Source organism: Ideonella livida (assembly GCF_010499455.1).
Classification (GTDB): Bacteria; Pseudomonadota; Gammaproteobacteria; order Burkholderiales; family Burkholderiaceae_C; genus Ideonella; species Ideonella livida.
On record NZ_JAAGOH010000001.1, the window covers coordinates 1 to 13,486 of the forward strand.

A 13,486-nucleotide genomic window follows, 5' to 3' on the forward strand; every position below is an offset into this window, starting at 1 on the left:
GGCCGCGTCGTTGCCGGCGCCACCGGACACGGTGTCGTCGCCCGTGCCGCCGTCCACGGCGTCATCGCCTTCGCCGCCGCCAGCCGCGTCGTTGCCGGCGCCACCGGACACGGTGTCGTCGCCCGTGCCGCCATCCACGGCGTCATCGCCTTCGCCGCCGTCGGCCGCGTCGTTGCCGGCGCCACCAGACACGGTGTCGTCGCCCGTGCCGCCGTCCACGGCGTCATCGCCTTCGCCGCCGTCGGCCGCGTCGTTGCCGGCGCCACCGGACACGGTGTCGTCGCCCGTGCCGCCGTCCACGGCGTCATCGCCTTCGCCGCCGCCAGCCGCGTCGTTGCCGGCGCCACCGGACACGGTGTCGTCGCCCGTGTCGCCGTCCACGGCGTCATCGCCTTCGCCGCCGTCGGCCGCGTCGTTGCCGGCACCGCCGGACACGGTGTCGTCGCCCGTGCCGCCGTCCACGGCGTCATCGCCTTCGCCGCCGCCAGCCGCGTCGTTGCCGGCACCACCGGACACGGTGTCGTCGCCCGTGTCGCCGTCCACGGCGTCATCGCCTTCGCCGCCGTCGGCCGCGTCGTTGCCGGCGCCACCGGACACGGTGTCGTCGCCCGTGCCGCCGTCCACCGCGTCATCGCCTTCGCCGCCTTCGGCCGCGTCGTTGCCGGCGCCACCAGACACGGTGTCGTCGCCCGTGCCGCCGTCCACGGCGTCATCGCCTTCGCCGCCTTCGGCCGCGTCGTTGCCGGCGCCACCAGACACGGTGTCGTCGCCCGTGCCGCCGTCCACCGCGTCATCGCCAGCGCCGCCGTCGGTGCTGTCGTCGCCTTCGCCACCGGCGGCGCTGTCATCGCCTTCGCCGCCGCTCACGGTGTCGTTGCCGGCACCGCCATCCACGGTGTCGTCGCCCGTGCCGCCGTCCACCGCGTCATCGCCAGCGCCGCCGTCGGTGCTGTCATCGCCTTCGCCGCCGCTCACGGTGTCGTTGCCGGCACCGCCGTCCACGGTGTCGTCGCCGACGCCGCCGTCGGTGGAGTCGTTGCCCGTACCGCCGCTGACGCTGTCGTCGCCTTCGTCGCCGGCCACGGTGTCGTCGCCGTCGCCGCCGGCCGAGCTGTCGTTGCCGGCGCCGCCGGCCACGGTGTCATTGCCCTGCCCGCCGTCCAGGGTGTCGCCACCACCACCACCGGCCACGGTATCTGAGGTCTGGCCGCCGGAGATGGGCGATTCGTCGACCAAGGCCACCTGGGCGTTGGCGGTGCCGAAGGTGCCGTTGAGCAGGTTGACGATGGTGAGGGTGACAGTGCCCTGGGCATCACGCACGGTGTTGCCGGTGATGGGGAGGCTGACCTCGACCGAGGTGCTGCCGGCGGGCACGGTGAGCTGCAGGGTGGTGCTGGCCACGCGGGCGTCGCTGGACTCGACCTTCAGGGTGACGACCACCGGCTGGGTAGTGGCCGAGCTGAGGCTGACCAAAAAGCGCACCGGCCCGGCCTGCTCATCCACCCGGGCGCTGGGGGCCGACAGGTTGACGGCCGGGATGACGGTGGGCGTGGTCTCCGAGCCACCGCCAGTCCCGCCGGCGCTGGAGCCGCCCCCGGTGGTGGCGGTGCCGCCACCGGTGCTGCCAGTGCTGCCCGTGGTGGTGGTGGTAGTGCCCAGGGCACTGCCGCTGCCGGCGTTGCCGCCGCTGTTGAGGCCGCTGAAACTGCTGCTGGTCCCTGAGAAGGTGCCGCCACTGAGGCTGGCGCCGCCGGTCCCCCCCGTGCCGCCGGCGGCCGCGCCGGTGCCCGAGACGGCCGCCCCCGCGTCGGCACTGACCTGGCCGACCGCCGGGCCGCCGCGCGAGCCCTCGCCCCCCCGGACGCTGCCCGAGGTGCTGGTGCCGGTGCTGGCGTTGGCGCTGGCAGCATCGCCGCTGTTGCCGCCCTGGCTGGCAAAGAGGCTGGTGATGGGCTGGGTCTGCTCGCTGCGCGCGGTGGTGCCGCCAGTGGCCGGGGTGCCGGCGGCGGCCTCGGTGGCAGACGCACCGCCGCTGGTGCCCAGCACCAGGCCTTCACGCGGCACGTTCAGGGCTTGGCTGCCGGCATTGCCCACCAGGGTCACGCTGCCCGGCGCCTGCGCGCCCGAAGCCCCGGCGGCCAGGGTCAGCACGGTGGTTTCGCCGGTCTGGGCGTTGACGTTGACGCCGATACCGGTGCTCGTGCTGCGGAGCTGACCGGCGGGGGTGTCCAGGCTCAGGCGAGAGAGGGCTTCGCCCTGGGCGTCCAGGGCCACGGCGCCGGCCTCGACCTTGATGGCCAGCTGGCGGCCGCCACCGCCGGTACCCGCGTCGTTGAGGGCCACGCGGGCCTGCTCACCCAGGGCCAGCAAGGCACGTTGGCCCCCGTCGCTGAGCAGCTGCACCTTGACGGTGCCGCTGCCGGCCACCAGCACATCCCCCAACAGCAAGGCATCGCCCACCGAGACCGAGACCTCCGCACCGTTACGCAGGACCTTGGCCGCACCACTGGCCTCCTGCACCGTGCCCACCACGCGCGTGTCGGGCTGCGCGGGCGCCGCCGCGGGCGACGGCCCGGCCTGCGCCAGCAGCACCGGCGCCGCCCCGCTGTCGGCCTGGGCCAGCAGCTGCTGCAACTGCAGCGGGTCCAGCACGGCCTGCAGCTGCTGCAGGGCCTGCGGATCGTCCAGCACGTCCTGCAGGCGCACGGCCCGGCCGTCGGCCAGGCTCAGCAGCAGGTCGCCGCCGTCCGCCGACAGGCTGACGGCCTGGCTGAGGAGTTGTCCGAGGTCGGCTTGGTCGGCGGGGGCGGCGCCCGCGCCTGCGGTGGACGCTTCTTGACCAAAACCGAACTGCAGGGAGCTGGAACGTTGAGCCATGTTGCCTCTGGGTGGTGTCTGGGGGTGTCTCGGGGTGCGATGCGGGCAGGCACGGCCCTCCCGGGGCCATGACCAGCCAATACCCCACAGGCTAGGGGGCCTCTCCAGATCCAAGGCTGTCAAAACCTGACATTCCCCGGCGCTTCTCCACGGACCGTGCGGTTTGTGGCAGCCGAGCCCCTGTCGCAGGCGCTGGCGTTGCGGGCGATAGCGGCGGTGGGGGGGGCGGCCAGCCCCACCGTCATGGCTGGACTGCCGGGGAGCAGAAGGCCTTCAGGCCTGCCAGTCGCGCAGCGGGGCGGCGAAGGCGTAGCCCACGTTGCGCGCGCTGCGCAGCGGGCAGGGCAGATCGGGCAAGGTCTGCTCGATCTTGCGGCGCAGCCGGCTCATCAGCGTCTCCAGACGCCGGAAGTCGTAGTCGAACTCCGGGTGGCCGATGGCCGCGGCCAGCTCGCCCCGGCGCACCGGCTCGGGGGCTGCGGCCATCAGGGATTTCATCAGCTGGAACTCGGTGGGGGTGAGCAGGATGCGCTCGCCCTGCGGCGGATACAGGGTGCTGGTCTGCAGGTCCAGCTGCCAGGTATCGGGCCGGGCCGGGGGTTCGGGCTGGCGGGCGCGGCGCCACAGGCTGTGCACGACCGCGGCCAGCTCCCGGAAGTCCACCGGCTTGACCAGGTAGATGTCGGCCCCGCCCTGGAAGCCGGCGATGCGGTCCTCCACGCCCCCGCGCGCGGTCAACATGGCAATGCCCAGGCCGGGGTAGGCCTGACGCAGCCGGCGGGCGATGCTCAGGCCGTCCTCGCCGGGCAGGCCGATGTCGAGCAGGGCCACGTCCGGGGTGTGGCGCTCCAGCCATCGGCTCAGGGCCACGCCCTGGGAGAAGGCAGCCACCTCGAAGCCCTGCCGCTCGAGGTGGAAGCACAGCTCGTCGGAGAGGTCGGGGTTGTCCTCCACCAGCACGACCTTGACCGTGCTCATGCCGCGGCCTCCGGGGGAGCCACGGCAGCCGCCGGCGGTTGCAGCGGCACCCACAGCTCCAGGCTGGCGCCCTGCCCGGCCACGGTGGGCAGCACCCGCACCGCCCCGGCGTGGCGCTCGGCAATCTGGCGCACCAGGTACAGGCCCAGGCCCAGGCCCGGGGCATCGCTGCCTTCGGCGGCGCGGTAGTACTTGCGAAAGACTTTCTCGTGGTCCTCGGGGTGGATGCCGGCGCCCTGGTCCACCACCGTCCAGGCCACACCCGGGCGGCCCGGCCAGTCCAGGCGCCGCACAAACAGGCCCACCGGTCGGCCGGCCGGCGAGTACTTGAGCGCATTGCCCACCAGATTGCTCAGGGCCAGGCGCAGCATGCGCGCGTCACCCCGCACCGGCGGCAAGGCGTCCTCGGCATGCAGACTCACCCGGTGCTGGGCGTCCTCGCCCAGGTCGGCCAGCAAGGCCGCGGCCAAGGCCTGCGGGGCCAGCAGCTCCAGATCCTGCGACCACTGGCTGACGTCCAGCCGGTCGCGCTGCACCACCAAGTCCAGCAGGCTGCCCAGGCGCTGCAGGGCGCGGCCGATGCGCTCGTGGCGCCGCGCCCGCTCGCGCGGCATCTCGGCATCCAGCACGGCCAGGCTCTGCATGGAGGCGTCGATCACCGCCAGCGGGGTGCGCACCTCATGGGCGATCATGGCCAGCAGGTCCGACTTCTCCTCGCGCAGGCGCTGTTCGGACTCGCGCCGCTGTTCGGCCTGCGCGGCGCGCGCCTCCGCCTGCTGCCGCTGGCGGTGGGACTCCACCGCCCGCACCACCAAATGGGCCACCGCCACCACCACCAGCGACAGGTGGGACAGGGCGAAGGAGGCCTCGCTGAGTGCGCTGACCGGCCACCAGCCCAGCAGCACCACCGCGTTGAGCGCGGTGAGGGCCGAGGACAGGCCCATGAGCAGGGCCAGGCCTCGCATCACCCCACGCTGGCGCCAGGTCGCCATGCCGCCCAGCGCCCCGCTGAGCAGGGCCCCGGCCAGCAGGGCATGCATGACCCAGGGCGTGGGGTTGAAGGCCGGCTCCAGCGCCTGCAGCAGGGCCAGCCCCAGGAAGAGCCCTCCCATGGCCATGCCCGCGCGCCACATGCCCGGAAAGTCGCGGTGCGCCCCATAGACGATCCACTGCATCAACAGGCCCAGCGCAGCCGAGATGGGCACCCCCACCGCCACCAGGCGGTCGGCCCAGGGCGGCCCCAGCGGCAGCAGGTGCTGCAGGCTGCCGCTCACCCCCAGCCAGACCAGGCCGTCCACGGCGACAAAGGCCGCAAACAGCAGGTAGACCCGGGCGCGCAGCCCGGCAAAGCCCAGCAGCGCCCCCACCACCAGCAGCAGCGAGGCCCCCGTCACCGCACCGGCCAGCAGCTGCGCCGCCCCCAGCGCAGCCAGGCCCCGGTCGCGGGGCAGCAGGGTCACCGGCAATGACAGGGCGCTGCGGGACTGCACCCGCAGCAGCAGCACATGCACGCCGGGCTCGTCGAGCAGCAGCTCGAAACTGGGCACCGCCAGCGGCAGCGCGCCCTGGGGCGCCACCCGGTCTCCGGCCACGCGCTCGGGTTCCCACTGTCCGCCGGGCCGCACATGCAGCAGGCGCACCTCATCCAGGTAGCCGCGCGGCAGCTTGAGCCACCACACCGCCGGGGCCTCGGCGTCGCGCAGCAGGCGCAGCCGCAGCCACACCGGCCCGTCTTGGTAGCCCAGTGACACCACCCCCCGGGCCGGCCGCCAGGCCGGCGCCTGCGGCCCCAGCAGTGGCGCCGCATCGGCCTGCCCGGTGGGGTCGGCCCACCAAGACAGGGCCTGGGCCACTTCGACCGCCCCGCCGCCGTCGGCCTGCAGCGCCAGCACCGGCCCGGCCTCGCCCGCGGCCTGCGGCAGCGCCAGCCCCGTGGACGGGCCCGCCAGGCCCCGCGCGCCGGGCCCCTCCAGCAGCGCGCCGGCCCAGCGCACCCCCAGCAGGAACAACAGCAGGACCGCCAGACCGGCCCAGGCCGCCCACGGCGGCACCGCCGCCGGCGACCCTGGCGGATCCGCCAGCCGACCGTTCCCGCCTGCTGCTGCGCCCCTCATCATGAAAGTCACGATAGCAGCGGCCTGCCGCCGCTGGCTGACAATGCCTGACAGCCACGGCGCCGCCGTGAAAACCGTCCCAAGATGCCGGGCCCCGTGCCTGCCACCCCGAAAGCCCCCATGGCCCTCAAGTCCACCATCTACAAGGCCCAGCTGCAGATCGCCGACATGGACCGGCACCTGTATGCCGACCACGCCCTCACGCTGGCCCTGCACCCCTCCGAGACCGATGAACGCCTCATGATGCGGCTGCTGGCCTTTGCGCTGTGCGTGCCGGCCGACGACCTGCGGGGCCGCCTGGAGTTCGCCGGCGGCCTGTCCGACACCGACGAGCCCGACCTGTGGCAGAAGGACCTGACTGGCGACCTGGTGCAGTGGGTCGAGGTGGGCCAGCCCGACGACCGCCGCCTGGCCAAGGCCTGCGGCCGGGCCGAGGCCGTGCGCCTGTGGGCCTACGGCAGCAGCACCCCCATCTGGTGGCAGGGCCTGCAAGGCAAGGTGAGCCGGCTGGAGCGGTTGGAGGTGTGGCAGGTGCCCACCAGCAGCAGCAAGGAGCTGGCGGCCCTGGCGCAACGCAGCATGCAGCTGCAGATCACCGTGCAGGACGGCGGTATCTTTGTGGGCAATGGCCAGGACTCGGTCCACCTGGAACCGGTCTGCCTGAAGGCCCGCGGCCGGGCCTGAGGGCGCAGCGGCCCCCCTCGAGCCCGCCAGGGCCTGCCCCCCGATGTCCGCAGGAAACCCGATGCCCCCCCGCCAGCCCCACCTGCGCCATGGCGCATCCGCCGGGTGCCCGTCGGCCCCGCTCTTCACCCGCCGCCACTGGCTGGGCGCCACCGCGGCGCTGGGCCTGGGGGGAGCCGCCGGTGCCGCTGGATCCACCGAGGCCGTACCGGCCCCGGCCCCGGCCGCGTCGGCGCCTTCGCCGCTGCCCCCTGCCTGGCCGCAGACACCCGACCCCTGGCAGTGGCTGGAAACGGTGGAAGCCCCCCAGGCCCTGGACTGGGTGCGCGGACAGAACGCCCGCACCGAGGCCGCGCTGGCCCAGCCTCCGGCGCACGGCCCCACGCTGGGGGCACTGCAGGCGGAGTTCCTGGACATCCTGCACGACCGCCAGCGCATCCCCGCCGTGCAACGCAGCGGCGACCACGTCTACAACCTGTGGCAGGACGCCGAGCACCCCCGCGGCCTGTGGCGCCGCACCCGCGTGGAGGACTACGAACGGCCCGAACCACGTTGGGAGCCCCTGCTCGACCTGGATCGCCTGGGGCGCGAGGACGGCACCGGCTGGGTCTGGAAGGGCGCCGCCCTGCGCGGGTCCCGGGCCCTGGTGTCGCTCTCCCGTGGCGGCGCCGACGCCCTGGTGGTGCGCGAGTTCGACCTGGCGCGCCGGGACTTCGTGCCCGACGGCTTTCGCCTGCCCGAGGCCAAGGGCGGCCTGGAATGGCTCGACGACGACCAGGTGCTGGTCTCCACCGACTTCGGCCCGGGCACGCTGACCACCTCTGGCTACCCGCGCCAGGTGCGTCTGTGGCGCCGCGGGCAACCCCTGGACCAGGCCCGCCTGCTGCACGAGGCGGCGGTGGACCATGTGGCCATCTCGTCGCGGGTGCAGCGCGCCGCGCACCGGCCGGTGGTGCTGCTGACGGTGCACACCGACTTCTTCCACGCCCGCAGCGCGCTGTGGTGGCCCGACCAGCCCCAGCGCCCTCCCCTGGCCCTGGACCTGCCTGACCACGCGGAGCCCCAGCTCTGGGGCGAGTGGCTGCTGCTGGAAACCCGCAAACCCTGGCGCACCGGTGGCCGCGACTGGCCCGCCGGCGTGCTGCTGGCCACCCCGCTGGCCGGGTGGCTGCAGGCCGGCCCCGACACGGCCGCTCCGGCCTGGCAAGCGGTGTTCGAGCCCAGTGCCCGCCGCTTCCTGGGCGACTGGGTGGCCACCGCCAGCCGCCTGGTGCTGCAGGTGCAGGACGACGTGGCCCACCGGCTGGAAGTGGCCCGTCCCGTGCCCCGCGGCGCCTGGCCCCTGCAGCGTCTGCCCCTGCCCCACCCCGGCAGCCTGCGGGTGCAGGCCCTGCGCGACCCCCAACTGCCCATGGCCCGCGACCGGCTGGCCGAGCAGCTGCTGGTGGAATACGTCGACTTCCTCACCCCCAACCAGCAGCTGCGCATCGGCAGCGACGGACGGGGGCGGCGCACCCTGCGCTCCCGGCGCAAGTTCTTTGACGCCCAGGGCCTGCAGGCCGAGCAGGCCTTCGCCCGCAGCGCCGACGGCACCCAGGTGCCCTACTTCCTGGTGGGCCCCCGCGACGGCCGGCCCCGCCCCACCCTGCTCTACGGCTACGGCGGCTTCCAGGTCAGCCAGGACCCCTTCTACTCCGCCGTGCGCGGCCGCGCCTGGTTGACCCAGGGGGGCCGCTTTGTGCTGGCCAACATCCGCGGTGGCGGCGAATACGGCCCGGCCTGGCACCAGGCGGCCCTCAAGACCCGGCGCCAGCGCGCCTTTGACGACTTCATCGCCGTGGCCGAGGACCTGGTGCGCCGCGGCCTGACCACCCCGCGCCAGTTAGGCATCCAGGGCGGCAGCAACGGCGGCCTGCTGGTGGGCGCGGTCATGACACAGCGGCCCGAGCTGTTCAATGCCGTGATCTGCGAGGTGCCGCTGCTGGACATGCAGCGCTACCACCTGCTGCTGGCCGGCGCCAGCTGGGTGGGCGAGTACGGCCACCCCGACGACCCCGAAGAGGGCGCCGCGCTGCGCCGCTACAGCCCCTACCACCAGCTGCGCGCCGGCGTGGCCTACCCGCCCCTGCTGCTGCTGACGTCCACCCGGGACGACCGGGTGCACCCCGGCCATGCGCGCAAGATGGCCGCGCAGCTGCAAGCCCTGGGCCAGCCCGCCTGGCTGCATGAACGCCTGGAGGGCGGCCACGCCGGCAGCGCCGACCCGGCACAGCTCGCCCACCAGCTTGCCCTGAGCTACAGCTTCCTCTGGCGCCACTTGGGCGGGCCGCCCGGCCCGCGCTGAACCCGCCCTGCGCTGCGACGTCCGCCCGCTGCCCTTTTCTTCCCTGCAAGGCCCCCATGGACCCCCTCCTGCCCCTTCCCCTGGACCCCGCCGCCGAAGACCCCTGGCAATGGCTGGAGGCGCTGGACGCGCCCGAATCCCTGGACTGGGTGCGCCAGCGCAATGCCGCCTGCCGCCAGGCCCTGGCGCAGGACGAGGCCTTTGCCACGCGCCGCGCCGCGCTGCAAGCCGTGCTGGACGACCAGGCCCGCATCCCGGCGGTGGCGCGCTGCGGCGACTGGGTCTACAACTTCTGGCGCGACGCCGCCCACCCCCGCGGCCTGTGGCGGCGCGCCCCGGTGGGCGAGCACCTGCAGGCCGCCGACCCCGACTGGCAGCTGCTGCTGGACCTGGACGCATTGGCCGCCCAGGAGGGCGAGCCCTGGGTGTGGCACGGCGCCCTGCGCTGCGGTCCAGGCTCCGAGCGGGCCCTGGTGGAACTCTCCCGGGGTGGCGCCGACGCCGCGGTGCTGCGCGAATTCGACATGGCGAGCCGGCAGTTCCTGCCCCAGGGCTTCCAGCTGCCCGAAGCCAAGAGCCGCGTGGTCTGGTTGGACGAGGACCGTGTGCTGGTGGCCACCGACACCGGCCCGGGCAGCCTGACCGACTCGGGCTACCCGCGGCAGATCCGCTGCTGGACCCGCGGCACCCCACTGGACCAGGCGCCCTGCTGGCTGGCCGCCGACCCGCAGGACGTGGCCGCCCACGCCTGGGTGGACCACGGCGCGCAGCCCCCGCGTGTGGTGCTGGGCAGCGCGCCGGCCTTCTTCACCACCCGGGAGCACCTGTGGCACGACGGCCAAGCCCGCCCGGTGGACAAGCCCGAAAGCGCCGGCCTGGGCTTCTGGCACGGTTGGCTGCTGCTGCACTTGCGCGAGGACTGGTCCGTGGCTGGGCGGCAGTGGTCCGCCGGCAGCCTGCTGGCGGCTCCGGTGGAGGACTACCTGGCCGGCCGCCGCGACGGCCTGCAGGCGCTCTTCCAGCCCAGTCCCACCTGCGCCCTGCAGACCTGGGCTGGCACCGCGCAGCGCCTGGTGCTCACCCTGTCGGACCAGGTGACGCACCGCGCCGAGATGCTCTGGCCTGCCGACCCGGGCCCGGCGGACGCCGCTCCCCTGCCCTGGCAGCGCCTGGCCCTGCCGCTGCCTGAGGGCGGCACCCTGGCGCTGCAGCCGCTGTACGACCCGCAGCTGGCCCACGACCCCTGGGCCGAGACGCTGCTGGTCACGGCCACCGGCTTCCTGACACCCGAGCGCCTCCTGGCCCTGGACCTGGACGCCGTGGCCGCCGGCCAAGGCGACGCCGCGCTGCGCCCGCTGCGCGCCCGGCCGGCCCATTTCGATGCCGACGGGCTGAGCGTGCACCAAGCCCATGCCCGCTCGGCCGACGGGACGGCCGTGCCCTATTTCGTCATCGGCCCGGCATGGGACCCGGCCGGGGACGACCGGCCCTGCCTGCTGTACGGCTACGGCGGCTTTGAAGTCAGCCTGGAGCCCTGGTACCTGGGCGGCACCGGCCGGGCCTGGCTGTCGCAGGGCGGGCGCTTGGTGGTGGCCAACATCCGCGGCGGCGGCGAATTCGGCCCGGCCTGGCACCAAGCCGCGCTACGCGGGCAGCGCCAGCGCGCCTATGACGACTTCATCGCCGTGGCCGAGGACCTGCGACGGCGCGGCCTGGCCGCGCCCGGCCGCCTGGGCATCCAAGGCGGCAGCAACGGTGGCCTGCTGGTCGGCGCGGTCATGGTGCAGCGGCCCGACCTCTTCGATGCCGTGGTCTGCCAGGTGCCGCTACTGGACATGAAGCGCTACCACCGCCTGCTGGCCGGTGCCAGCTGGATGAGCGAATACGGCGACCCGGACGACCCAGCCGACTGGGCTTACCTCAGCCGGCTGAGCCCGTACCACAACCTGCGTCCGGGCGTGCGCTACCCGCCGCTGCTGCTCGTCACCTCCACACGGGACGACCGGGTCCACCCGGCCCATGCCCGCAAGATGGCCGCCCGGATGCTGAGCCTGGGACAGCCCGTGCTCTACCACGAGCTGATGGAGGGCGGCCATGGCGGGGGCGCAGACAACGCGCAGATCGCCGACCGGCAGGCGCTGGAGTACGGTTTTCTCCTGCGCGTGCTGGGTCCGCGCTGACCTGGGCGGCGTCCTGCCGCGGCACCACCGGCAGCGGTCACCAAACTGTCGCCTTTTTGACACAGGGGCCGGGTCCGGTCGCGCTGCAAGGCCTGCGGGCCGCGGCTAAGCTTGCAGGCAGGAGGTCGCTGCTGGGTCGGCACCTCCGCCCCGCCACAAGATTCATCCGCTGCCTGCGCTCCGCTCCCATGTCCTACCTGCCGCCCGACGTGCCCTCTTCCGAACGGCTCATCATCCACAACCGCGAAGCGTGCTGCTTCGAGACCGAGGTGGATGGCCTGCGCTGCGTGGCCGATTACCGCCTGGAGGGCGCGGTGATGGCGCTGACCCACACCGGCGTGCCCCGCGCCCTGGAAGGCCGCGGCATCGCCGCCCAGCTCATGACCGCCGCCCTGGACCACGCCCGCACCCAGGGCCTGAAGGTCCGCCCGGTCTGCAGCTATGCGGTGGTGTACATGCGCCGCCACCCTGAAACCCAGGACCTGCTGGCCGACTGAGCCGGGCGGCGGGCAACCGCCCGCTGCCCGCGCCGGCCCCCCCTCGGCTGCCCTTCAGCCCGGCCCCAGCGGCAGGAAGCGCGGCGCCGGCGCCGCCTCCACCCGCCCCTGGGCGTCACGTCTGAGGCTGCCCCGGGCCAGGTGGTGCGGATGGTCGGGTGCCTCCTCCAGCCCCAGCACCGGGGCAAAGCAGACGTCGCTGCCCTCCAGCAGTGCCTGCCAGTGCGTGCGCGGCCGCTGCGCAAACACAGCCGCCAGCCGGGCCTTGAGCGCCGGCCAGGCGGCGGTGTCGTGTTGGGCGGCCGGGTCCACATCGTCCAGCCCCAGACGCTGCAGCAGCTGGGCATAAAAGGGCGGCTCCAGCGCGCCCACGGTCACCCAACCGCCACAAGCACAGCGGTAGCTGTCGTAGAAGGGCGAATCGTGGAAAGGGCTGGGCCGGCCGTCCGCCCGCGCGCCCCCCAGCTGCCCGCCACCGTGGATCCAGTGGGCCAGCCCGCCCAGCATGCTGACCACGTCCACGATGGCCGCGTCCACCACCCGCCCAGGTCCGCCGGCCCGGGCGGCCAGCACCGCGCTGACCAGCCCGAAGGCCAGGCCCAGCGCACCGGCGGCGTCGCCCAGTACCGTGGGCGGCACCTGGGGCGCCTGTGGGGCCGGCCGGCCCAGGCCCAGCAGCCCGGTGAGGGCCACATAGTTGAGGTCATGACCAGCGGCAGTGGCCAGCGGCCCCTGCTGACCCCAGCCGGTCATGCGGCCGTAGGCCAGCCGCGGATTCAGGGCGGCGCAATCGGCCGGGCCCAGGCCCAGGCGCTCCATCACGCCGGGGCGGTTGCCTTCAATCAGGGCGTCCACCTGCGCCACCAGGGCGCGGGCACGGGCCAGGCCCTCCGGGCGCTTGAGGTCCAGCACCTCCACCTGCTTGCCGCGGCGCAACGGGTTCTCGCCCGGTCCGCCCAGCTGCTCGGCCACCACGGCCGGCCCGGGCCGCACCAGCACCCGGACCTGTGCGCCCAGGTCGGCCAGCATGCGCCCGGCCAGGGGCCCCGGCCCCAGGCCCTCAAACTCCAGCACCTGCACGCCCGACAGCGGACGGCTGAGCGGCGTGCTGGCGGCCAGGGCCGCAGGCATGGGGGACAAGGGCGGCGGCGTGGAAAGGGCGATGGACATGGCACGGTGGTGCAAGGCGCGCACGGGACGCGGACCCACCCACTGTGACCGCGCCAGGCACCGTCTTCAATCGGGCTTGACCCAGCTGAAGCCGCCCGCCACCTTGCGATCGCTGCTCTTGCGGGTGCGCAGCACGGCCTCAAAACCATCGCGGCCGCCGTTCAGGCTGGCTTTGACCAAGCTGGTGACGTCTTCCAAGGGATAGGGCGCCAGGTCGGGGCGGCAGGCCAGCAGGGCCTGGGCCAGCCGCTCGGGCGGGACCCCGGGGTGGGTGACGGCCGCCGTGACCACTGCGTCGAACAGGCCACTGCGGTGCCGGCAGATGGCCTGCAGTCGCCGCATGACCTCGCGCGGGTTGGGGGCCTGGCCCGGCGCCATCCAGACCAGGTCCAGGCGCTCGGCCTGCAGCTGGCCTTCGGCCAGCGCCAGCCGGGTGGCCAGGTACTCGATGTCGCCCGCGGCCATGGCCGCGGGCACGCCGTTCTCGGGCAGGCCGGCGTAGCGGTCAGCCTGCTGCCGGGCCACGCGGCCGGCCAGTTCGAACAGACGGTCGGCCTCCGCCTGCTGCTGGGCCGGCGTGAGGGATTTCAGGTCTTCATCGGCAAGGGGCATCGCGGGCTTCCTTTCTCCATGGCGCCACGC

At 74.2% G+C, this 13,486-nt stretch carries 8 protein-coding genes and 1 pseudogene; 4 read left to right on the forward strand and 5 right to left on the reverse strand.

The genetic code is table 11. The annotated features are described in order from the left end of the window. From G3A44_RS00005 to G3A44_RS00015, 3 genes and pseudogenes are all read right to left on the reverse strand, one after another. Nucleotides 1-2,877: pseudogene (locus G3A44_RS00005) on the reverse strand (hypothetical protein); the annotation flags it as partial. Between the two features lie 273 nt (nucleotides 2,878-3,150). After that, entirely contained in the window at nucleotides 3,151-3,855 is a 705-nt protein-coding gene (locus G3A44_RS00010) for a response regulator transcription factor (protein WP_163455439.1), read from the reverse strand. After that, nucleotides 3,852-5,906 carry a sensor histidine kinase gene (locus G3A44_RS00015; RefSeq protein WP_163455440.1) on the reverse strand — a complete coding sequence of 685 codons (2,055 nt, stop codon included), beginning with the start codon at nucleotides 5,904-5,906 and terminating at the stop codon, nucleotides 3,852-3,854. The genes G3A44_RS00010 and G3A44_RS00015 overlap by 4 nt, the downstream gene beginning before the upstream one ends. Before the next feature lie 183 nt (nucleotides 5,907-6,089). Between G3A44_RS00015 and G3A44_RS00020 the strand changes: the two genes are divergently transcribed. The 4 genes from G3A44_RS00020 to G3A44_RS00035 all read left to right on the forward strand — a co-directional run bounded on the left by G3A44_RS00020 (nucleotide 6,090) and on the right by G3A44_RS00035 (nucleotide 11,674). Next, entirely contained in the window at nucleotides 6,090-6,653 is a 564-nt protein-coding gene (locus tag G3A44_RS00020) for a YaeQ family protein (protein WP_163455441.1), read from the forward strand. Nucleotides 6,654-6,714: 61 nt separating this feature from the next. Beyond that, nucleotides 6,715-8,997, forward strand: a complete 2,283-nt coding sequence (locus G3A44_RS00025) for a prolyl oligopeptidase family serine peptidase (protein WP_163455442.1) — start codon at nucleotides 6,715-6,717, stop codon at nucleotides 8,995-8,997. Nucleotides 8,998-9,053: 56 nt separating this feature from the next. Further along, a complete protein-coding gene (locus G3A44_RS00030) occupies nucleotides 9,054-11,177 on the forward strand; it encodes a prolyl oligopeptidase family serine peptidase (protein WP_163455443.1) in 2,124 nt (707 codons plus the stop codon). A 188-nt stretch (nucleotides 11,178-11,365) separates the two neighbouring features. Beyond that, nucleotides 11,366-11,674, forward strand: coding sequence for a GNAT family N-acetyltransferase (locus tag G3A44_RS00035; protein ID WP_163455444.1), 309 nt, complete (start codon nucleotides 11,366-11,368; stop codon nucleotides 11,672-11,674). A 54-nt stretch (nucleotides 11,675-11,728) separates the two neighbouring features. Here the strand turns inward: G3A44_RS00035 and G3A44_RS00040 are convergent, their stop codons facing one another. After that, nucleotides 11,729-12,805 carry a CaiB/BaiF CoA transferase family protein gene (locus G3A44_RS00040; protein ID WP_163455798.1) on the reverse strand — a complete coding sequence of 359 codons (1,077 nt, stop codon included), beginning with the start codon at nucleotides 12,803-12,805 and terminating at the stop codon, nucleotides 11,729-11,731. A gap of 105 nt (nucleotides 12,806-12,910) precedes the next feature. Continuing rightward, on the reverse strand, nucleotides 12,911-13,456 hold the full coding sequence (locus G3A44_RS00045) for a hypothetical protein (RefSeq protein WP_163455445.1): 546 nt from the start codon (nucleotides 13,454-13,456) through the stop codon (nucleotides 12,911-12,913). Nucleotides 13,457-13,486: the final 30 nt, after the last annotated feature.